We start from the raw sequence: 21,612 nt of genomic DNA, 5'->3' as shown, positions 1-21,612 counted from the left end.
GGTTATGTAGCGAGCGCACACCTCCCAATTATTCTCAGTATTAATACCAAGTAGTATGGTTGATATTGGTAATATTAGTTGAAACATCAATGTATTGCATTTTGAAGTGCGGAATGTGGGATTTAGTATTAGATAAATCACTATTACTCAAGAACTTTGGAATTTAAGAAATAAAATTCAACTCTTAATAAGAAGTTTCTACTTGTTGATGTTTCGCGTCTTTAGAAGCGTCTGATACAATCTGCTTGAGTTGCACCTTCAGCCCGTTTTCCGGGCGTAAAGTGATTGAAGGTTGTGGCACAATTGGGTATCCTGGCACTAAGTCTATTTGGAAGCGTTGAGCCATAGTCGCCAATAACAAAGCCGCTTCCATCTGAGCAAAACCTTTACCAATACAAATTCTTGGTCCATCCCCAAATGGAATATATACTCCTTTAGGCAGTTGCTTTTCAAACTCCTGTGTCCATCTTCCTGGCTGAAAAGCTTCTGGATTCTCAAAATACTTTGGATGACGGTGCATTACCCATTGGCTAATCATTATTGCCATGCCTTGGGGAATTTCGTAATCACCAATTTGGGTATCTACTGCTGCTTGCCGTCCCATGAGAGGTACTGCAGGATATAACCGCATTGATTCTTTGATAATTTGCTGTGTATAAACTAACTGCCCAAGGTCTTCGAGTGTTGGTAACTTTCCTTGCAAAACTTGATTTAGCTCTAATTCTAATTTTTTACGCACTTCAGGATTTTGTGCCAAGAGCAACCACGTCCAAGATAAAGCATTTGCAGTGGTTTCATGCCCTGCCAACATTAAGGTGGCGACTTCATCCCGCAGCAGTTTATCATCCATCTGCTGAAGAGTTTCTTCGTCTTTCGCTTCCATTAGCATTGTCAATAAATCATTGGTTTTTTCCCCACTGTTACGGCGTTCTTGAATCAGTTTGTAGATAGCTTCATCCATTTGGGCAATAGCATGACGATAACGGATGTTTTCAGGTCTTGGGAACCACTCCCAAACCAGAAAATTCTGCCGCCGCTTACTTTCAAACCACTGCATTGCCACATCTAGTGCATTGGCAACAACTTTTGCTTCTCCTGCATCTATGTCAGCGCTAAATATGCACTTCATAACTATTTGCAGCGTCAAATGCATCATATCTGCATGAATGTCATGAGTTTCACCATCATGCCAAGTTTGAAGCATTCGGTTGGTGTACTCTACCATTATTTGGCTATATCCATTAATCCGTTTTTGGTGAAATATTGGTTGGGCAAGACGACGTTGCCAAAACCAGGATTCTCCTTCTGCGCTTAACAACCCCTCTCCTAACAAGCTTTTTAATGCGCGTAAGCCTCGGCTTTTAATAAAATCGTTGCGATTTTTTAGAACTTCTTCTATGTATTCAGGATTAGTTACCAAACAAGTCGGTGTTAACCCTAACTGTAAGGGAACAATATCATCATAGTCACGACAACGGGTAAGAAATCCTAATGGGTCTTGTCCAAGTTCAAATAGATGTCCAACAATAGAGTTAACCGACGGTGCTGGTAACTCGAATACATCGCGAGCCATAGCAAAACCTCTAGGTTTGTGTATATTCAAAAACATTAACTCACAGTTAATATTAGATTCTTCATCACATAGAGAGATTTTTTACTTAAATACGCTTTGTCAGTAAACCAAAAAGTTCTGCGATCGCTTAACGTTATGGAGTTAATCTAAAGTTAAAGATGAATATTCAAAGTAAACACATACAAAGGTCAATAATCCTTACATACCAAAGGTTTGGGCGTTTCATTGTTAAGTTTTCCGGTACTCGCTTTTAGGAACGAATTAACATTGGGTCATAAATTTGAATTTCTTGAACCCCGCAATTACCCAAAATAGAGCTAACATAATCAAGCTCATTGTCTGTGCCACTAACGATGAGTATGTAATTGCCTTGCTCAATTTGCTCGTTGTAAAAGCGTGCCCACTCATCTGCTATTCCTAGCCTCATAGCGTCAAATCGCTCACTTAAATTAACGCCTGTTGACCCTTTAAATTCAGAAAAGTCTTTGCAAATTAAGGAAATCTGGTTTACTGGGAAACCTGCGGCACACATATCATTAATTGCAGTTTCAACATTATCTATGTTATTAAAGTCACTAACAGCATATTTAGTCAAAATCCCACTTTTATTAGGAATGGCAGTAGCAGAAGTCGTGGTGGTCAGATAATTCGTAGTTCCCTGTTCACTGTTGAGATGCTCGTAAATGCCAAACTCTTCAATACCCCAACGCAGGAGAATTGCTTTTACTTTAGCAATTTCAAAAGATGTACAATCTACGATTATTAAATAGTGTCCAACCTCTACTCGCTGGTTATATGCTCTAGCTTGCTCTTCCGATATTCCCCAACCAACTAATGCACCAGCAAAAGTCCCAGTAGCTGCACCTATGCTTGCCCCTACAAGGGTTGTAACTAAAGCAGTTGCAGCTGCCCCAGCCAGCATTATTGGCCCAACTCCAGGGATTGCTAAAGTACCTAGACCTACTAATAAACCAGTTAACCCACCTACAGCGCCCCCTGAAAGCCCTCCTACTGTTGCGCCTTCGTCGGATTTATCACCTATTTCACGATCGCCAATCTCATAATTGCGGTCTGTATTCTGTACAACTACAGATACTTTTTCCATCGCCAAGCCAGAATCTCTCAACTCATGTAGTGCCTGTTCTGCATCTCGACGATGAGTAAATACGCCTACAGCACGTTGATATTGACTTAAAACCATTATTACTCCTTGGTAGCGCAGGAAAATTAATTATCTACAAATTTAGTATTTCACTATTTGTAATATTAAATACAAGTTCGTTGAACAGAAAATCATCTATCGTTAGTAATAAAATTCATTACAGATACTGCAATCAGTAATCCTCATAATGTTTTCCAGCTTTTTTTATCCTGTTAAACCATACGTGAAATTTCATAAATTACATAGGTTTAGTATATTTTTTAGTATTAAGACTATACAAATAAAACCCCTTCTTGAGAGAGTAAAAAAAATGAAAAGCTTATAAATAGGTACTTTTAATCTCCATAGTTTCTCGCAATTTAATTTGGATTACTATATGATTTTCAGCCATTATTTTACTTCTGTAATATCCATTTTGTTACAGAAACCTTGAGAAAAAAGCGATCGCATTCAACAGAAATTTTTTAAGATCAGCCTGATATAGTTTGCTTATCCCATTTGCATTGGAATTTGTTCTTGAGCAAGGGTAGCGGGAGGAAAAATTTTTCTGCAAAGCTAGGGCAACTCTCCCACTTTTTTTACCTCAGTAGAATGTTGTTGTGTAGGGAAGTATTTTGAAAGAATAATCTCTTGCACTAACAGATCAGTAATTTTTTTTATCTGTGCTTGAGTGAATAACTTTGTTCAAATCTCGTAGCAAGTTTTCTTCTGCATCTTGCTCTTGCTTGAGTTCGCGAATCATTTCTTGACTAGAACCAATCAACAAGCCAGCAACTGCACCAACCATCGCGTATTTTTGCTCCAAATTTTGATACATTTGGCTCGTGTAAGGGCAAGGAAGTAAACTAGCAGCAATAAAACCAATTCCTGCACCGAGAAATGCTGTCACAAAACCAGAGAAAGCGATCAATCTAGCATTCATTTGCTTTACTCCAATGCTTATAAAGTTGCTAAATTATTAGGGGATACTCTACATTGTCTCAGCGTCTCCTAAAGTTGCAACTTAATCTTTATCTCTTGTAATAGAAAGCAGAGTTGGGCAGGGGAGCAGCACTTCGGCTCCCTTCCCTATGGGACGCTACGCGAACGACTACGCTCAGGGCAAGTCGCTCAGTGACCGAGGATAAGTTGTAGTAAGTCTTTCCCCTCTGCTCTTGTGCCCAATCCCCAACTCCCTATTCCCTATTTCCTTTTTCAATCAGTTGAATCATTGGATCTGTTCTCATCAGTATTTTGCTTGATAATGACAGATGAATGTTGATGAGCGTTCGTCGTTCGCGTTAGCGTCTCCGTTCGCGCAGCGTCTCCGATAGGAGAAGGAGAAGACGTTGCCGTTGGCGTTGGCGTAGCCTCTCGTAGAGAAGCCTCTTGATCAGAAGGCATCGCTGTTGATTGTCCATCCTCGTTTCCATCTGGAGATGGTGGTTGGGAGCGATTAGCAGGTTTATGTTTCAAGAAGCGATCTTCCAAAGTCTTAATGATTACATACAGCACTGGAACAAAGAGCAAACTTAAAATCGTTGCCACGAGTAACCCGCCAAACAAAGCCGTTCCCAACGACCAGCGCGAGGCAGAACCTGCTCCGGTGGCGATTACCAGAGGGAAAAATCCCAGCAATGCCGCGCTCGAAGTCATGACAATTGGTCGAAACCGTTCTTCGGCTGCGGTCAAGGCTGCCTCTCGAATCGCCATGCCCCCTTCGTAGGCTTGGTTAGCAAATTCGACGATCAAAATGGCGTTTTTCGAGGCGAGTCCGATCAGCATTACCAACGCCACGTTCGCGTAGACATCGTTTACCAAACCGCGCAACGCCAGCGCACTCAACGCACCTAACAACGCCAACGGTACGGTCAACAAAATAATCGTGGGATCGATGTAACTTTCATACTGAGCGGCAAGTGTGAGAAACACCATAATGATCCCGAAGCCAAAAATGAGAATGCCCAAGTTACCTGCACTTAATTCTTCGCGGGCAGTTCCGATCCAGTCACTACCAACTCCCGGTGTTGCTGCTTGGCTCACCGCTTGCTGCATTGCCTGGATCGCTTGTCCACTGCTGTAACCCGATGCTTCTCTGCCCTGCAAATCGATGGCGCGGAAGCCATTGTAGTGATTAATTACAGATGGGCCTGTAATTGGCGTGAGTGTTGCAACCTCGCTCAATCGCACCATTTGATTATTTGCCGATCGCACATAAAGCTGACGAATATCATTCGGCGATCGCCGATAGTTGCCGTCTGCTTGAACATAAACGCGATAGCTCTGCTGTCCAAGGATAAAATCGTTGACATACTGCGAACCAATGGCGGTTCCAAGTGTACTAACAGCATCCTGAAAATTGACGTTGAGTGCTTCGAGGCGATCGCGATCGAAGTCGATTTGAAACTGTGGGGTATTGGCAGTAAACTGCGTAAACACACCGCCTTTGAGGGCTGGTTTTTGATTCGCTTGTGCTAGAACCGCTTGGGCATTGGCGAAAAAATCATCAATTGTCAGTCGCCCGTTGGTGCGGTCTTCAAGCTGTAACTCAAATCCACCTAACGTACTAAAGCCTTGAATTGGTGGGGGACTGACTGCGGTGATTACGGCTTCGGGAATCCCTTGAAATCCGCCATTAATTCGGGTCAAAATTGCAGACGCACTTTGATCGGATTTGCTGCGATCTTCCCACGGCTTGAGTTGAGCAAAGAACACGCCGCGATTTGACCCACTGCCTGCAAACCCAAATCCTGAAGTCGCAAAAATGTTACTAATTTCTGGTTCTTTTTGGAGAACTTGTTCAACTTTTTCGAGTACTCGATCGGTATAGCCAAGAGCAACTCCATCCGGGGCTTGAATAATGCCTAATAAAATGCCCTGATCTTCACTCGGAACAAATCCGGTCGGAACATGGGTGAACATAAAATAAGTCGCAGCCAAACCGACCACAAACAATCCAATCACAAAGTAACGAACGCGAATCAGAAAATTGACGATCGCGAGATATCGTTGAATGATCCATGCCAAAATTTGATTAAATTTGTTAAAAAACCAGCCAAGCGGGCCGCGTTTGGGTCGTGGCGGACGCAGCAAAATCGCAGACATACTGGGACTGAATGAAAGCGCATTAAACGCTGAAATGGCGATCGAAAAGGCAATTACTAACGCAAACTGCTGATACATTCTCCCAGTCGAACCCGGAAAAAACGCTACTGGAATAAACACCGCCATCAACACCAGCGACGTTGCCAGCACTGCTCCAGTAAGTTCCTCCATTGCCTCGATTGACGCTTGAAACGGTCGCACTCCCTGTTCAATTTTGCGGGCGACTGCCTCGACGACGATAATTGCATCATCTACGACTAATCCTGTCGCCAAAATTAAACCAAATAAGGTCAAATTGTTTAACGAGAATCGAAACGCGTAAGCAAATGCTAATGCGCCAATCAGCGAAACTGGAATCGCAATAATCGGAATAATTGTGGCTCGCCAGTCTTGGAGAAACAGAAAAATCACCAGGACGACCAGCGCGATCGCTTCGACAAGTGTTTTCACTACTTCTTCGAGTGATGCTTGCACAAACCCAACGGTATCGTAAACAATCTTGGCTTGTAATCCGGGCGGAAACTCTTTCATCAGTTCATTCATTTGCGCTTCCACGTTTTTCGCCACATCCAGCGCATTACTACCTGGTAACTGATAAATTGCGATGCCGATCGCCGGCTTGCCATTATTTCTGGCATTACTAGCGTAAGTCTCCGAGCCGAGTTCGGCATGACCGACATCTTTGAGTTTAATTAAGTTGCCATCACTCCCGGCTTTGATGACGAGATTCTCAAATCCTGATGCATCTTTGAATTGACCATTGACTCGCAGTGGAATTTCATAACTTTGACCTGGAGGCACAGGCTGTTGACCCAACGTTCCGGCTCCGGCGAGAATGTTTTGCGATCGCAGTGCCGTTGCCACATCTGTCACGGTTAATTGCCGACTCGCCAGTGCATTTGGATCGAGCCACAACCGCATCGCATATTCCTTTTCACCAAAAATCGTGATATCCCCAACTCCCGGTGTTCTCAGCAGTTGATCCCGCAAATTGAGGTCAATATAGTTACTAATAAACAGCGCGTCATACTCATTATTTTGGGGATAAAGCGCATACACTAACAAAATGCTGGTTGAAGACGTTTGCGCTGTCACACCGAATTGTTGCACGGTCGTTGGCAAGCGAGGTGTAGCACGGGCAATGCGATTCTGCACGTTCACTTGGTCAATATTTTTATCCGTCTGTGACCCGAAATACATGCCTGTTAGTAATGCAAACCTTCCTTTCCGAGGGGCGCTACTGTGTATGCACAAGTTTTTTAGAGTTACTGCGTAACGTAGAGTAAGTTAATTTTTGCAGGTCAATGCAACAAAGGTGCAGGTCGATGCAACAAAGGTTCAGTTTAAGAGACTTATGTGTATACCGTAGCCGACGGGCGAGAGGGACAGATTTGAACTTTAGTTCAAGTCAGGGAAAGGTTCATCGAACTCACGTTGAGTTAATGGGGTGTCAATAAATTATCCTGTGATAAATGATAAGCATAAAATAGCAATATTTTTTACTTCCTTTAGTTATATCTAAATTTATTTAATCTATTTTTTAGAAAAAAATAGATTAAATTTGCAAACAAAACCATGACTTAAGTCATAGTTCAAGCATACACAAGAGCAAAAATAGTTGTTAAATTTAGTAAATATTCGCAGTCATTGCACAGTTAAAAGGTTCGATTTCTATCGGAGCTTGTGACTGAATTTTGTTCATTACTCTTTCAGCAACGTCATTTTTTTATGTGTAGATTAATTGGCTACCTTGGGAATTCCATCCTATTAGATGAGTTGCTGTATAAACAGGAGCATTCGCTTTACAAACAAAGTTACAGTCCTTTGGAATTAAAATCAGGAGTAGTTTGTGCAGACGGGGTGGGTGTAGGCTGGTATGACGAAGTGGGTAAACCCTTTATTTACCGAAATACGATCCCAATGTGGAACGATCCAAATCTGGAAGAGTTGAGCAACTATGTAGAATCTACTTGTACTGTCGGCTATGCGCGATTAGCTGGGATAGGTGAATCGCTCGACATTAGCAATTGTCAGCCATTTCGCAGTGGGAAACTGTTGTTTGTGCATAATGGCGAAATCTCAAACTTTCAACAGACTCTCTATAGACCAATCCGTGAGAGCCTCTCTGATTCCACATACGGCCTGATAAAAGGCATGACTGACTCTGAACATATCTTCGCCTTGTTAGTGGAAATGTGGCAGTCATCTCCAGACAGCACTCTGTTCTCAGCCTTACATGCCACGGTTCAAAAATTGACTGAGTTGGCATCAAAATACGATACCAGCTTTAGTGCCAATATAATTGTCACTGATGGTCAAGCAATTGCAGCAATTCGCTACGCTTACCGCACACAAGCTCCTACTCTTTATTGGTCTTGTGATGCACTCAAGCACCCAGACGAAATTATTGTTGCCTCTGAGCGTTTATCTAACCAAAATTGGACTGCTTTTGGTGAGCAAAGTATGTTATTTTTTCAAGCTCAATCATTACAGCCAACAATTAGTCTGTTGGAGAAATTTGCTTAATTGTAGTTTAGATAAGCATTGCGGCAGTTTACTGCTATAAGATAACTCTTACCAATAATGGTAAGAGTTTTTAAACCCAATAAAGCCCTGAAAATGTAGGGTTACCCTGCGGGATCTTGCTACGTTGCTCAACCCAACCTACATTGGAGTTATTTTTTAGGCTTAACCAAACAGTATTGGGTGGTATCTTGGGATAAGGGAAAATAATTAATTACTAATCACTCAGTTTCTTTAGAGATATGAGTGAAAAAGAATTGTTTTGACGTAGCACTGCTACATCTCTACAAGGGTTCCGGGTAACGCATATTTAATTTCTGGAGATGTCTTTTGTATGCCGAAGTTGAATTAGCAGCCAAGCTCCTCCAGAGGATATCAATAACAACGGTGTTAACCAATCACCCCAACGCACATATAAAGTCTGCGTTTGTCGCCGATAAATTGTTTCAGCATGAGTTTCGTAGGTATTATATCCAGATATCCACAAGGTTCGGCCGTGAGGATCTATAAAGCCTGAATATCCTGTATTAGTTGCCCGTGCTGACCATCTATCAGTTTCAATTGCCCGCATGATATCCTGTGCATGGTGCTGGAATGGCATGGATGCAGTGTAATGGGCATCGTTAGAAGAACTGAGGATAAATTGCCCACCTACCGCCGCTTGACGGCGAAATTGCTCAGGAAAAGCAGATTCATAACATATACTAGCGATCGCCCGACCAAAAGGAGTATCAAAGATTTGATTTGCCAAACCCGGAACTTGGTGTGCCTCCAAAGGTGACAAGCGTTGAACTATCCCGCCTAAAATTCCTTCAAAGGGAATATATTCTCCCAAAGGTACTAGTTTGGACTTATCATAGCGGCTGATAATTTCACCTTTAGCATTGAAAGTAAACAAGCTAATTGTATAACTGTCTCCCCGTTCGCCAAAAGCCCCAATCCAAGCAACTACGCCTTTTGCCTTCACGGCTGCGACTAAAGCAGTTTGCATCAAGTTGCGCTGGAAAATTGGTAAGGCTCCCTCTGGGGTGAGGACTGCATCTACACCTTGGTCTGCTAAAGTTAGATATCCATTGGTATAGTTTTCTTGGGCGCGACGAAACCCTTCGGAACTTCGTAAAAGTCGGTTCGGGATATTACCTTGAACAATCCCCACTTTCAAGGCTGCTTCTGGTACTTGGGCAATGGGACGGCTGTATAAGATAAAACCAATGAGGTGTAAGGTAATTAATAATCCTGTGGCGATAACCCAGTATTTATTAACGAACCGCCTAGGCGCGGAGGACACAGAGAAAATCTTAGCGTCCTTGGCGTCTTGGCGGTTCGTCCATCCTTCAGCAATTAAGCCATTAACAGCAACGATCGCTGCTGTGACAGTATTAGGCCCAGAGAGTTGCCCTAAATGTACAATTACGAGATTGTGCGGGCTTTGTGTGTAAGCAAGGGAACTCCACCACAAAGGCCCCGCACTCCATAGACTCTCTAAACCGCACCAGACGGCTGTACCAATCAGTACACGTAGCCACGGTTTTTGCCCGCTCAGGCGAACCATTACAGCCGCCCAAATAGCAACAAATACCCCTCCCAATACAGTGATAAATCCCCAGCAAAAAAGGGTGATTGCCAAACTTGGCAACCAAGGAACGCCCAACCAAGTCATCGGATGAATTCCAGTAATCCACCATAGGGCGACACCGTGATAACCGATACCCCAGAAGAAAGCAGGAGGGAATTGGTTTTTGCGTTTGGCTGAAGTGACAACTAGCACCCATAAAGGAACCACGGCAATCCAAGCCAAGAACCATGCGCCGACAGGGGCGACGGTTAGCCCCATTAAAATCCCGCTACCTAAGGCAATCAAATAAGGGAGTAAGGCGATTAACCTCTCCCCCTGCTCCCCCTGCTTCTTACTCTGCTTCTTCTGCATCGCCAGCATCAGGTGGAACTATTGCCACTCCAGTAATGGCGTCGTCTTCATCTAAACGCTGCACTCTGACTCCAGTTGCCGATCGCGATTGGATAGAAATCGCATTTACCGCTTGACGGATGATAATACCGCGATTTGTCACCATCATGATTTCATCATCATCATTGTTGACAATGCGTAGGGTTGCCAACTTGTCTTTGTTTTTGCGGTTTTTGAACTTGGTTGCCATTAAACCCTGACCAGCGCGGTTTTGCAGGCGGAATTGGGCAACTGGTACGCGCTTACCATATCCTCCCATTGTAATTACCAACACCCAAGGGCCAACAATGCCATTGCTAGGTACTTCTGCGGACTCTTCATTAGTTTCGGTAATTTCGATATCTTCTGTTTCGATTGTTTCGATATCTTCTGTTTCGGTTTCTGTAACTATATCCAAAGTTTCAAGAATTGCTGCGGGGAGGATATCCATACCCACCAGTTCATCTTTATTTTTGAGTTTCATGGCTTTCACCCCACGAGTCGCCCTACTTAAAGGACGCAGTTGTTCGTGGTTGCACCGGAAGTTAATCGCCATTCCGTTCCGAGAACCAATGATTACACTGTCCTCGACTCTAGCGCGTCGCACCCAGCGGAGTTGGTCGCCTTCTTCTAAGGAAATGGCAATCAAACCATTGGCGCGAATGTGACTAAAGGCTGCCAGTTCGGTTTTCTTGATATTGCCACCTTTGGTGAGCATGACCAGATATTCTTCGTTGCTAAATTCGTCAACCGGGACAATCGAGGTGATTTTTTCTTCTTTGGGAATGGGTAGCATCTGGACAATTGGTGTCCCTCGGCTAGTACGCGAACTCGCTGGAATTTGATAAGCTCTCAGGCAATAAACAACACCACGCTCACTAAAAAATAAAATACTGTCGTGATCGCAGCAAGTCAAAAAATGCTCAATGGTATCATCATCTTTCACCTTGGCTGCGGCTTTGCCTCTGGTAGCACGGCTTTGGGCTTCAAAGGTGTTAACTGGCATCCGTTTGATATAACCTTGTTCTGTCACCAGAATTATCGCTTTTTCATTGGCAATTAGGTCGCGGTCATCTAATTCCCCTTCCCCTGGTAAAATCACTGTGCGGCGGGGTGTGGCAAAGCTAGTTTTTAGTTGCGCGACTTCGGTTTCAATGATTTCTAGCACTCTCTCCCGACGTGCTAAAATATCTTGCAAATCGGTAATCTTCGCTTGTAATTCCTCGTGTTCCAAACGAATTTTGTCTGCTTCTAAAGCAGTCAACCGCCGCAATTGCATCTGCAAAATCGCATCTGCTTGCACTTCCGAAAGTCCGTAAGTTGTGATTAATTCGCCTTTAGCTGTGGGCGCATCGGGAGCATGGCGAATCAAGACAATAATTGGATCTAACTGGGATAGGGCAATTAATAATCCTTGCAGGAGATGGTCGCGTTCTTCGGCTTTCCGCAGTTCGTAACGGGTACGTCTGGCAATGGATTCGATCCGGAAATCCAAAAAGACGGTTAAGAACTGTTTGAGAGTGAGTACCTGGGGTTCGCTATTCACCAGCGCCAGCATATTTGCGCCGAAGTTGGCTTGCAGTGGCGTTTGCTTGTAAAGGTTGTTCAGCACAACGCGGGGATAAGCATCACGCTTGAGTTCAATGACAACTCGCATCCCGTCGCGATCGCTTTCATCCCGGATATCTGCGATGCCCTCTAGCCGCTTCTCGTTCACCATTTCGGCGATTTTTTCAATCAGCGCCGCTTTATTGGTTTGATAGGGCAATTCGGTAATAATAATTGCTTCTCTATCTGGGCGTCCCCGTTGTTCAACGGTTTCAATGTTAGCTACACCACGCATGGTGATGGAACCACGCCCGGTAGTGTAAGCTTCTCGAATGGCAGATGTCCCCAAAATTTGCGCCCCAGTCGGAAAGTCTGGGCCGTGGACATACTGCATTAATTCCAGGTCAGTGATTTCTGGATTGTGGATTACTGCGACTAAAGCATCAATCAATTCCCCCAAATTGTGCGGCGGAATGTTGGTTGCCATACCCACGGCAATCCCAGAGGAACCGTTGAGCAACAACTGCGGAATTCGCGCCGGTAGCACTGTCGGTTCTTGCTGGGAACCGTCGAAGTTATCGGCGAAATCTACGGTTTCATACTCGATGTCGTGCAGTAGACCTGCACTAGTTAAAGCTTGCAAGCGGCATTCTGTGTACCGCATTGCGGCTGGCGGATCGTTGTCTACCGAACCAAAGTTACCATGTCCGTTAACTAGGGGCGATCGCATGGAAAAATCCTGCGCCATCCGCACCAAGGCATCATATACTGCCGTGTCACCGTGGGGGTGGTATTTACCCAACACTTCCCCCACCACACGGGCGCATTTCTTAAAGGGGCGATCGTGCAGCAGACCTAGCTCGTGCATTGCGTAGAGAATGCGACGATGCACAGGTTTTAGACCATCCCTGGCATCTGGCAACGCCCGACCCACTATCACGCTCATGGCGTATTCCAGATAAGACTGCGACATTTCGGTTCGCAAGTCTATCGGGATAATCCTCTCCTGTGAGGTTGTCATAACCTAAAAATCTCCAAAAATCGTAGATTTTAGCTTTTTTACTCAACAAAGCGCAAAATTATTCTAAATTGCTCTTGAATAATTGCCATAATTTGATACAATACTAGCATATATAATGCCTTTTTTTGCCTGAATAACTAATCCAAATATCTAGTTAAAAAATGGTATAATAAATTACAATAAAAAGGCTATTAGCTAGTTAAAGAGAGGAATGAACTAAAAGTTTGCTTAGTGCAAATTTACTTAACTTGAAATATGACGGAATAAATTTAAGAGAACAATCTAAATTGGCTTTATTAAGGTCTTACTTTTATAACCGTTATTTACCAAAAATTCTGAGGATCTAATGACTTTCCAACAACTAGAAATAGGTGACTACTTTCGGATACCTGGTATGAGTTCAGGTTGCGTATATAGAAAGGCTAACAGTTCACATTGCAGCCTAAAGGCTTTATTACAGCCAATCCGAGCAGAAACAAAAGTTACACCGCTTACTTTTGCAGAGATTACTAACTATTTTGCACTCAAGCAAGAATTCCTTCAAAGTCTCAGGTGAGAAAGGTTTTACGTTTTCCTTAACACTCAAGCATAAGTTGACTTTTTTTTCGATGAGGCGATGCCTACGGTGGTCACTGACTTATACTGAGCATCTCGGCTTCTCTACGAGACGCTACGCGAACGCTCGATGGAGCCGCAGTCGTTGGCGCAGCCTCTCCAAGAGTTGTAGCTTGTCGTACCCCTACGGGGATCTTGCTAGCAAGAGCGTCTCCAAGAGTTAGGCGGCAAGCTACGCTTCCTGATTGAGTACAATTTCAAACGTTTGTGACAGTTCATCAATCGAAAAGGAGTTTTACGATTAGTACATTTTGTTAACAAACCCAACTGATGGGTTACGCTCGACACCACAGGATATTTGAACGTAAAGGAGAGCAAATTTTGGCAGCAGTCCGAGTCCGCCAGCACGTTAATCCACTTGGTAAAAAGTATCAAACACCAGCAAGTCCCCAAGACTTGGAAAAAATTTTTGCAAAGCCAAATCAACCACTACATTTAGATATTGGCTGCGCTAAAGGACAGTTTTTGGTAAATATGGCCAAAATAGAACCCAACTGGAATTTTCTTGGCTTAGAAATTCGGGAACCGTTGGTGGTGGAGGCGAATAAGTTACGCTCTGAGTTAGGTTTCACAAACCTGCACTACTTATTTTGCAATGTAAATAACTCACTGCACTCACTTTTATCTTCCCTCCCTCCAGGAAGTTTACAACGCGTTACAATTCAATTCCCCGATCCTTGGTTTAAAACCCGCCACGCTAAACGTCGTGTAGTGCAACCAGAACTAGTGGCAGAATTAGCTAATTATCTTGCGGTTGGTTCCATTGTATTTCTGCAATCAGATATGGAATTTGTTGCTGTGGAAATGCGCGATCGCTTTGCTGCTCATCCAGCTTATCAGAAAGTTGGTACAGGAGAATGGTTAGCTGAAAACCCGCTACCAGTCCCCACAGAACGGGAAATAAGTACGCAAAAAAAGGGTGAGCCTGTTTATCGAGCTTTGTTTGTCAGGCGAGAAGTTGTGAATGAGGGATAGTAGCGGTATAAGCATCTAGGGCTATAAAGGCCAAATCTTGCTTGGCATATTCACATTTTCTAAATCATATAATGGCAATAATTTTGGGACATAAATATTATAGTTAATGCCCATAATTAACCAGAGTAGTCAATTTGCATTGATATACAAAAGTATATTAATTGATTAACTTATCTATATATTACTCCCTAAAAATAGAAGATTCCAAAGCTGTTTATTTAGTGACATAAAAGTTTTATTTATGTCTCATTGAGAGTCTTAACAATAGAGTTATTAGCTTTAATTTCTCTTAAAATGAAGACATAATTAGGCGATTTGGTTCAGTGGTTAAGCCTAATGAGGATAATCAACATGGAAAGAAAGTATAACAGTAAGCTTGAAATTAACAATCTAATTGATAATGCCGTAAAAAATGCGATAGAACGACGGAAGCAAGGTTTAGATTCAGAAGATGTCCTGTTAGCTTTGTCTGATACAGAAGCCACAAATGTAGCAGGTGGTATAGTATTTGCTCCTATTACTATTACAGGAATCATCTCCAAGGAACCCGAAGCCTTCTAAAAAAATTATCTTCCTTGGAGGGTCAATTGATGGAAGAATTTGCTGTTGATAAAACTACACTTTGTCCCAGTGCTAGACCCGAATCTGTGGATAGTGTTGTCTTTGGCGTAGTCGGTGGGACGGTGACAGAACCCCGTGTAGCTTATCTCAAAAAGCCCCAACCTATTACGGATGAACTAATAGCAAAAGCTAGTCCAATTACACCTGCCGAAATTTTTCGGACGGCAGCACCTTGTGCTACTAAAGGTTGTCAGCATTTTGATGGACAAGATTGCCGTCTAGCAATGCGAATTGTAGAAAAGTTACCACCAGTAGCAGAAGAACTACCATCCTGTTCCATACGCCGAGATTGTCGATGGTGGCAGCAAGAAGGCAAGGCAGCTTGTATGCGTTGTCCGCAAGTTATTACAGATAATTACAACGCATCTGAACTAGCAGTTAAGGTGGCGACACCGATTTTTGGTTAACCAAAGCTAGGTCTGTAATTAAATAATTTTAGGAAAAAATCATGTCCATAGCAAATGTTCAAGCCTTTTATGCAAAGCTAGCAAATGATGAAGCTTTTCGCGCTCAAATTCAAGGTGTGAAAAGTAAGGAAGAATGTAACCAAAGAGTCAAAGCCGCTGGCTATGATTTCACCCAGGATGAGTTTGAAGAATATACGGCTCAGTTGTTGGAGTCAACTGCTGGCGACGATGAACTCAAGGATTTAAATGAAGAAGAACTAGAAGCCGTTTTTGGTGGGGCTTCATCAATTGCTGGGAGGTCTAATATAATAGCACGGCCACTATATGGAGTTATTGTTTCGCCACCTATTGATGATTGTCCGCATAAGTCACCTGTTGTGCAGCCTCTGTATGGAGTTATTCAGCCAAATATTTAGATAACAGTTTAGCTTTATGGGGACGGATAGGGATATATTCGTCCTTTTCTCAATAAATTAATTGAGGGTATTCTAATGACTTATTGTCGAATTAGTTATGCAGTTTGGGAAATTACATTAAAGTGTAATCTAGCTTGCCAGCACTGCGGTTCTCGTGCTGGTCATACAAGGGCGAACGAACTTTCTACAGCAGAAGCTCTTGATTTAGTCAAGCAAATGGCGGAAGTCGGAATCACTGAAGTAACAATAATTGGTGGTGAAGCATTTCTGCGTCCTGATTGGCTGGAGATAGCCCAAGCAATTACTTCTTCTGGGATGCTTTGCGGCATGACCACTGGAGGTTATGGTATCACTCTCGACACAGCACGCCGGATGAAAGAAGCTGGAATTAGAGTGGTATCTGTCTCAGTTGATGGCTTAGAAGCAACTCACGATCGCGTCCGTGGTAGACAAGGCTCTTGGCAATGGGCCTTTAAGACTATGAGCAATCTCAAGGAAGCAGGCATTCCCTTCGGCTGCAACACTCAAATCAATCGTCTCTCTGCACCAGAATTTCCTCGTATTTACGAGCATCTGCGCGACGCCGGCATTTTCGCTTGGCAAATTCAGTTGACTGTACCGATGGGGAATGCAGCAGATAATAGCGAGATTCTGCTGCAACCTTATGAACTACTAGATGTATATCCGATGATTGCTCGTGTTGCCCAACGGGCAAAGCGAGAAGGGGTGCAAGTACAGCCAGGGAATAATATTGGCTACTACGGGCCCTATGAACGGATGCTGCGAGGAGGAGGGGATGCTTGGACTTTTTGGCAGGGATGTAGTGCTGGGCTGTCTGCTATAGGCATTGAAGCCGATGGTGCTATCAAAGGTTGTCCCTCACTACCTACCACAGCATACACTGGCGGTAACATCCGCGACTATTCACTGCGGACAATTATTGAAGAAACCGAAGAACTACGGTTTAATCTTGGAGCTGATACTCCTAAAGGAACATCACACTTATGGGGTTTTTGCAAGACTTGTGAATTTGCCCAACTCTGTCGGGGTGGTTGCAGTTGGACTGCTCACGTTTTCTTTGATAAGAGAGGCAATAATCCTTATTGTCATCATCGCGCCCTTACTCAGGAAAAAGGCGGTATTCGAGAGCGAGTTTTTCTTCAACGTCGGGCGGACGGAAACCCCTTTGACAATGGGGAGTTTGGGCTAATTGAAGAACCGATAAATGCCCCTTGGGCTGAAAACGATCCGCTTCATTTTACTAGCGATCGCATTCAATGGCCAAAAGGTTGGGAAGAAGAACCAAATCTAGCATCATCTTTAGTTAGTTCTAGCAATTAAAAACTGCAAAATACCATTTCTATGAATAATATCTCCACTGATATCCCTTCAGAAAATACGACTGTTTCTGACTCTCAAGCAACCCTATTACCTCGTTCACCTTGGAATAGTCAACTAGCTTATTTGAAAATTATTTTTCGGGCGAAGAAAGCTCTAGACCGCATCGAAAAAGAAGCAGGTGTTTTGAGAATTGAAAACTAGTTAGATTATATCTACAAATTACTTAAGGTTGATTACTTATGTTTTTTCACCCAAGTTTACCTTGGGTTATTTTTTATCTCAACTTTTGTTGTAAAGAAGATGCTAAATATAGCAGTTGCCAGTATAGTTAGGACGTAGAGTTCTATGTCGATGAGTCTAGTATAGATCATCGAGATGATTATGGCTTAGGCTTGAATGAGCGAGGAGAGCGCTTCCATGTCCTCAAATCTGGGCAACGTTAAGGGCGAGTGAATATGATTGCGGTATTATCTAATCAGCAGTTGATGGCTCCCTTCACGGTTGAAAGGTCTTGTAACCGAGATATGTTTGAGACCTGCCTGCTTGGAAACCTGCTTAGTACCTGTACTCAAACTAGGGCAGGTTGTGACGATGGATAATGCCACCTTTCATAAAAGTGGACGTATTGAACAGTTGATTCGAGAGGCTAGTTGTCAAGTCCTGTATTTGCCACCTTCTTCTCCAGACCTCAACCAAATTGAAAAATGTTGATTTTGGCTTAAGAATCGAATTCATAAACAACTTAAGCCGTTTGCCTCCTTAGCGAGATGAGCGAACAAGTCTTACGTTTCGCGTCCTAACTCATTTGGCTATTGATATATATCAATAATATCCCCAAGTTATGCTATTTTCTAAAAAATAGATTAACTTATTTTTTTAAATAAGAGACAGTAATAACTTTAGACAATAAACAGAGATATAAGTGAATGATTTTTGTCCCAATATATATAGTGATTAACATCTTTAAATCAAAACTTAAAAAAAGAGGATGCATAAAAAGTTTTTATATTTGACTCGTTCTCTAATTCGGTGTGACACATCAAGGAATCTACAATATTGGGTGGGAAGAAACCCTTGAACACCTGTCGATACTTCTCAAGGTTTGAGAACGACCAAATTTAGTTTGGAGTTTTTTAGGACATAATTGTTTTATTTAAGGTTAAAAATGAAATGATTTAAGTCTTGTAAATAAAGCTCAGATAACGGACTATATATACAGAATGAGGAAGGGAAAATTCTCATTTTTAAGAAAACAATTTCATTAAGGTCTAAGTTAATTATGGCTAACATTACAATATCCAACATACTTCCAATTGAAGCAGAATTTGCAGAAATATCAGAGGAGGAATTAGGAATTATCATGGGAGGAACTCAACCAAAAATTGAAGTAAAATCTGAACCGGATGGAACAATAACAGTTACGATTACTCCTCAATAGATTAAATGTGGTTCGTAGAGGAACTCCAACATTACTCATTGCCGAAAGTGCCGTCCGTTTAAAGCTGTGAGTAAATATTCCTTGCTCATCCAAATCAATACGTTCCAGAGCTTCCTTTAACATGCGAGCGCAAGGTTTGACAAAACCTTGTGTAAATAGCAAGGTTATCTCCTAAAAGTTTAGGATTCAAGCTTTGCTGGAGCTATTGATTTGGATAGGGCTTACCTTAGGCTGACAAATTCATTGCAACTTCAACTTCTTTCATTTGTTGCTTAATCCACTCATTAAATAAATCAGTGATAATTTGATTACGCAGTTTATTATCCAATTCTGCCTGGATAATCTCCTCCACGAAAATTAGATGTAATCCCTTAGAAGTCACTATCGGTTTGAGAATCTGAGGAGGCGTAGCAGCAAAGACAGCAGCAGAAATCTCTGATTTTAAATCTTTGCGGCGTACTATCCCTAAATATCCTCCTTTTCGGCGCAATTCTATATCCTGAATGTATTTGTGAGCAACATCATAGAAACTCATCTCACCTTCCTTTATTGCATAGAAGAGTTCTAGAGCTAAATCTTCATCATCTAGAACAACTTCATACATCACCACGCCAACATAATCTAATTGGTTTTCAAAAAAATAGGGTTCGACTTTATCTGCAAACAGATGTTTTAGCAATTTACCAGAGATGAGACTGATGTAAGCGATTTCTTCAAAATCATCTATAGACAAACCATGTTTCTCTAACCAGTTCCAGGTATCATCAGCATTATCGAGTTTATTAGCTAACCGTATTTGGTCTGCTGCTTTCTGAAGTTCCTCAACCTCTACTTTTATCCCAGCTTCTTCAGCAACCGCTATAATCACCTTGCAGGTAACAATCTGCTCAACTATCTCAGGAATTTTACAAGATACCTTAACTTGGTGAAGAATGTCTTCGTTGGTAATGGTGATAGATTGTGACATGATATTTATCCTAAATTTAGTTAGCAAAATTAAACATGAGAGTATGATTTATTAGCTGGATGTAGAGACGTTATATGTAATGTCTCTACATTTCCAATTTCCATGTCCTTTGGATGTAGGGAAAAGGGTTGGGTTTTCTACAATTTCACTCCACCCTGCTGCAACTTCTTAAATGGGTCAAGCAGAAAATCAATAATCCGACGCTGGCGCACAATTACCTCTGCCGTTGCAGTATCCCCAGGATGCAAGGCAATACACTTATTAGCCGAGGGAATACAATTTTGTTTTAGGGCAATTTCCAAGTCATAAGCTGCTACCTTCCCATTAGCTGTATCCACCTCTATGGTAGTAGGAGAAATCTCTAATAATTCTCCTTCCAGCACGCCATAATCCTGAAACGGATAAGCATCAAACTTTAACTTTACTGGCAATCCTCTTCGCAAAGAACCACTCTCAGTTGTCGCCATTTGCGCCCGAATTATTAAAGGTGAACCTTGGGGTGCAATCTCCGCAATCATTGCTCCAGGCTGCACTACAGACCCAGCCCGTTGTATCGGTAACTGAAACACTCTACCATTCACGGTAGCTCTTAACTCTCGTTGTCCTAACTGAAACTTTAATGAGACAATCTGACTCTTATTTTGAGCAATTTCTGCCTGAAGTGTAGTAATTTCTGTTTCCAAATCCTTCTGTTGTTCGTCGATTTTTAGCAAAGCTAACTTACTGGAACGAGTTAAGGTCTGATAACTTCTTTCCTGTTCTTTCAGTCGCAACTGTGCCTGCTCAATATCTGCATTTGCTTGCCGAATAGTCCGCTCATAACTACTCTGTTGTTCTACTAAACGTAATTTAGCTTGCTGAATATCTGACTGATTCTGTTCGTATAACTGTTGCTTGTCTTTAGCTATATCTTGCTTCTGGACAACATTAATTTCTGGAACAACTCCTGACTGCCAAAGACTACGATAGCGTTCAACTTCCCGCTCGGTACTTGCTAAACTACTGTCTACTAACTTATTAGCAGTTTTATTATGCTCAAGAGTTTGTCGTGCCTGATTGACTTGAGCTAATTTTTCGTCTTTTTGTAAATCATAGGAATTCCTCAGAGCATTCATATTTTGTCGCGCTTGGTCAATTTGAGCCTGCTTTTCTAACTGTTGAGATTGATTTTGTTGCTGTTGAGTTGTCAAAGATACAACTAACTGACTTTTAGATGAATTTAACTGAGAAAGTCGATTTAATTGTCCTTCTAACTTCTCCTGTGCCTGCCGCAAGTCCGCCTTAACTAATTCTGATTCCAACACCAATAAAGTCTGCCCAACTTTAACCGAATCACCTTCCTTTACCCGAATTTCGGCAACAGTACCTGCTACAGCAGCATCCAGCCTAACCGTCTTTCCCTTTGGCTCAAGTCGCCCTGTTGCTGTACCCGTTTCATCCACCTTAGACAGCATTGCCCAAGGTAAAATGATCGACACAAACACTACCAAAAAATACAGCAATCCCCTTGTCCAAACCTGGGGCAAGCTATCAAGTAAATCCTTGGTCGCGTCAGCCCAATCATCAGTTGATTTAGCTGGTGTTTGCTCCCTTAAAATTTCCTCGTGCTGTTCTACCTGATAGATTTGGGTTTCAACCCTTCCATTTAATGTGTTTGGCATGATTTTTCTTGAGATCAATTTTGGATTTTGGATTTTGGGAGTGGGGACAATACAGTTCGGTTAATATGTTTGGCTCTCGGAGATCCCCCCCAACCCCCCTTAAAAAAGCTACCGTGTACACACAAGTCGAATTTCTTCTTAAATCCCAAAGATTACCTACTTAATCGCAGTGATGGTTAGGGTGGGGTAAAACTAAAGCTAAAACCTTAGTAAATCAGGTTTCAGGTGAGGTTTTGAGAATTTATGCAATAAATATATTGATTTCGGATGGTCGTTTATTAAATTCGGGTGGTCATTTATTGATTTCGGGTGGTC

17 protein-coding genes are annotated in these 21,612 nt (G+C 42.4%); 9 read left to right on the top strand and 8 right to left on the bottom strand.

The window, feature by feature from the left end:
• Positions 1-184 precede the first annotated feature (184 nt).
• The 4 genes from ACFFAP_RS11265 to ACFFAP_RS11250 all read right to left on the bottom strand — a co-directional run bounded on the left by ACFFAP_RS11265 (position 185) and on the right by ACFFAP_RS11250 (position 7,073).
• Positions 185-1,573, bottom strand: a complete 1,389-nt coding sequence (locus ACFFAP_RS11265; RefSeq protein WP_375511298.1) for a cytochrome P450 — start codon at positions 1,571-1,573, stop codon at positions 185-187.
• Between the two features lie 250 nt (positions 1,574-1,823).
• Positions 1,824-2,774: a hypothetical protein gene (locus tag ACFFAP_RS11260; protein WP_375511297.1), complete on the bottom strand. Its 951-nt coding sequence runs from the start codon at positions 2,772-2,774 to the stop codon at positions 1,824-1,826.
• A 604-nt stretch (positions 2,775-3,378) separates the two neighbouring features.
• Positions 3,379-3,657: a hypothetical protein gene (locus ACFFAP_RS11255; RefSeq protein ID WP_375511296.1), complete on the bottom strand. Its 279-nt coding sequence runs from the start codon at positions 3,655-3,657 to the stop codon at positions 3,379-3,381.
• A 272-nt stretch (positions 3,658-3,929) separates the two neighbouring features.
• Positions 3,930-7,073: an efflux RND transporter permease subunit gene (locus ACFFAP_RS11250; protein WP_375511295.1), complete on the bottom strand. Its 3,144-nt coding sequence runs from the start codon at positions 7,071-7,073 to the stop codon at positions 3,930-3,932.
• A 474-nt stretch (positions 7,074-7,547) separates the two neighbouring features.
• On the opposite strand from ACFFAP_RS11250, the gene egtC reads away from it, so the two are divergent.
• Positions 7,548-8,345: an ergothioneine biosynthesis protein EgtC gene (gene egtC, locus ACFFAP_RS11245; protein ID WP_375511294.1), complete on the top strand. Its 798-nt coding sequence runs from the start codon at positions 7,548-7,550 to the stop codon at positions 8,343-8,345.
• A gap of 307 nt (positions 8,346-8,652) precedes the next feature.
• Here the strand turns inward: egtC and lnt are convergent, their stop codons facing one another.
• Together lnt and gyrA are read right to left on the bottom strand one after the other, a co-directional pair.
• Positions 8,653-10,269 (bottom strand): apolipoprotein N-acyltransferase, encoded by a 1,617-nt coding sequence (gene lnt, locus ACFFAP_RS11240; protein ID WP_375511293.1) that lies wholly within the window; start codon positions 10,267-10,269, stop codon positions 8,653-8,655.
• Positions 10,250-12,856 (bottom strand): DNA topoisomerase (ATP-hydrolyzing) subunit A, encoded by a 2,607-nt coding sequence (gene gyrA, locus ACFFAP_RS11235; RefSeq protein WP_375511292.1) that lies wholly within the window; start codon positions 12,854-12,856, stop codon positions 10,250-10,252. Before gyrA ends, lnt begins: the two co-directional genes overlap by 20 nt.
• A gap of 936 nt (positions 12,857-13,792) precedes the next feature.
• On the opposite strand from gyrA, the gene trmB reads away from it, so the two are divergent.
• From trmB to ACFFAP_RS11195, 8 genes are all read left to right on the top strand, one after another.
• Positions 13,793-14,446 carry a tRNA (guanosine(46)-N7)-methyltransferase TrmB gene (trmB, locus tag ACFFAP_RS11230; protein WP_375511299.1) on the top strand — a complete coding sequence of 218 codons (654 nt, stop codon included), beginning with the start codon at positions 13,793-13,795 and terminating at the stop codon, positions 14,444-14,446.
• Positions 14,447-14,797: 351 nt separating this feature from the next.
• Positions 14,798-15,007, top strand: a complete 210-nt coding sequence (locus tag ACFFAP_RS11225) for a hypothetical protein (RefSeq protein WP_375511291.1) — start codon at positions 14,798-14,800, stop codon at positions 15,005-15,007.
• A 29-nt stretch (positions 15,008-15,036) separates the two neighbouring features.
• Complete coding sequence (locus ACFFAP_RS11220; protein ID WP_375511290.1) at positions 15,037-15,474, top strand: nitrogen fixation protein; 438 nt, start codon at positions 15,037-15,039, stop codon at positions 15,472-15,474.
• 41 nt (positions 15,475-15,515) lie between these two features.
• On the top strand, positions 15,516-15,890 hold the full coding sequence (locus ACFFAP_RS11215; protein WP_375511289.1) for a Nif11-like leader peptide family RiPP precursor: 375 nt from the start codon (positions 15,516-15,518) through the stop codon (positions 15,888-15,890).
• Between the two features lie 75 nt (positions 15,891-15,965).
• Positions 15,966-17,231, top strand: a complete 1,266-nt coding sequence (locus ACFFAP_RS11210) for a nif11-class peptide radical SAM maturase 3 (RefSeq protein ID WP_375511288.1) — start codon at positions 15,966-15,968, stop codon at positions 17,229-17,231.
• A gap of 21 nt (positions 17,232-17,252) precedes the next feature.
• Positions 17,253-17,432, top strand: coding sequence for a hypothetical protein (locus ACFFAP_RS11205; protein ID WP_375511287.1), 180 nt, complete (start codon positions 17,253-17,255; stop codon positions 17,430-17,432).
• Between the two features lie 327 nt (positions 17,433-17,759).
• Positions 17,760-17,942, top strand: coding sequence for a transposase (locus tag ACFFAP_RS11200; protein ID WP_375511286.1), 183 nt, complete (start codon positions 17,760-17,762; stop codon positions 17,940-17,942).
• 568 nt (positions 17,943-18,510) lie between these two features.
• The gene (locus tag ACFFAP_RS11195) at positions 18,511-18,669 is read left to right on the top strand and encodes a hypothetical protein (protein ID WP_334743820.1); all 159 of its coding nucleotides are present in this window, start codon (positions 18,511-18,513) and stop codon (positions 18,667-18,669) included.
• A 226-nt stretch (positions 18,670-18,895) separates the two neighbouring features.
• Here the strand turns inward: ACFFAP_RS11195 and ACFFAP_RS11190 are convergent, their stop codons facing one another.
• Entirely contained in the window at positions 18,896-19,636 is a 741-nt protein-coding gene (locus ACFFAP_RS11190) for a peptidylprolyl isomerase (RefSeq protein WP_375511285.1), read from the bottom strand.
• 137 nt (positions 19,637-19,773) lie between these two features.
• A complete protein-coding gene (locus ACFFAP_RS11185; protein WP_375511284.1) occupies positions 19,774-21,297 on the bottom strand; it encodes an HlyD family efflux transporter periplasmic adaptor subunit in 1,524 nt (507 codons plus the stop codon).
• Positions 21,298-21,612 lie beyond the last annotated feature (315 nt).

The organism is uncultured Nostoc sp. (genome assembly GCF_964245575.1).
In the GTDB taxonomy this organism is placed as follows: Bacteria; Cyanobacteriota; Cyanobacteriia; order Cyanobacteriales; family Nostocaceae; genus Nostoc.
The sequence above is the reverse complement of the archived record's forward strand: the minus strand, read 5'-3'. Positions and strand labels throughout refer to the sequence as shown.

What these genes read in the sequence shown, in the direction of transcription:
- ACFFAP_RS11195 (WP_334743820.1), top strand. Translation starts at nt 18,511, where the DNA reads ATGGCTAACATTACAATATCCAACATACTTCCAATTGAAGCAGAATTT.
- ACFFAP_RS11190 (WP_375511285.1), bottom strand. Translation starts at nt 19,636, where the DNA reads ATGTCACAATCTATCACCATTACCAACGAAGACATTCTTCACCAAGTT.
- ACFFAP_RS11255 (WP_375511296.1), bottom strand. Translation starts at nt 3,657, where the DNA reads ATGAATGCTAGATTGATCGCTTTCTCTGGTTTTGTGACAGCATTTCTC.
- lnt (WP_375511293.1), bottom strand. Translation starts at nt 10,269, where the DNA reads ATGCAGAAGAAGCAGAGTAAGAAGCAGGGGGAGCAGGGGGAGAGGTTA.
- ACFFAP_RS11265 (WP_375511298.1), bottom strand. Translation starts at nt 1,573, where the DNA reads ATGGCTCGCGATGTATTCGAGTTACCAGCACCGTCGGTTAACTCTATT.
- ACFFAP_RS11225 (WP_375511291.1), top strand. Translation starts at nt 14,798, where the DNA reads ATGGAAAGAAAGTATAACAGTAAGCTTGAAATTAACAATCTAATTGAT.
- ACFFAP_RS11210 (WP_375511288.1), top strand. Translation starts at nt 15,966, where the DNA reads ATGACTTATTGTCGAATTAGTTATGCAGTTTGGGAAATTACATTAAAG.
- ACFFAP_RS11185 (WP_375511284.1), bottom strand. Translation starts at nt 21,297, where the DNA reads ATGCCAAACACATTAAATGGAAGGGTTGAAACCCAAATCTATCAGGTA.
- gyrA (WP_375511292.1), bottom strand. Translation starts at nt 12,856, where the DNA reads ATGACAACCTCACAGGAGAGGATTATCCCGATAGACTTGCGAACCGAA.
- egtC (WP_375511294.1), top strand. Translation starts at nt 7,548, where the DNA reads ATGTGTAGATTAATTGGCTACCTTGGGAATTCCATCCTATTAGATGAG.
- ACFFAP_RS11220 (WP_375511290.1), top strand. Translation starts at nt 15,037, where the DNA reads ATGGAAGAATTTGCTGTTGATAAAACTACACTTTGTCCCAGTGCTAGA.
- ACFFAP_RS11215 (WP_375511289.1), top strand. Translation starts at nt 15,516, where the DNA reads ATGTCCATAGCAAATGTTCAAGCCTTTTATGCAAAGCTAGCAAATGAT.
- ACFFAP_RS11205 (WP_375511287.1), top strand. Translation starts at nt 17,253, where the DNA reads ATGAATAATATCTCCACTGATATCCCTTCAGAAAATACGACTGTTTCT.
- ACFFAP_RS11260 (WP_375511297.1), bottom strand. Translation starts at nt 2,774, where the DNA reads ATGGTTTTAAGTCAATATCAACGTGCTGTAGGCGTATTTACTCATCGT.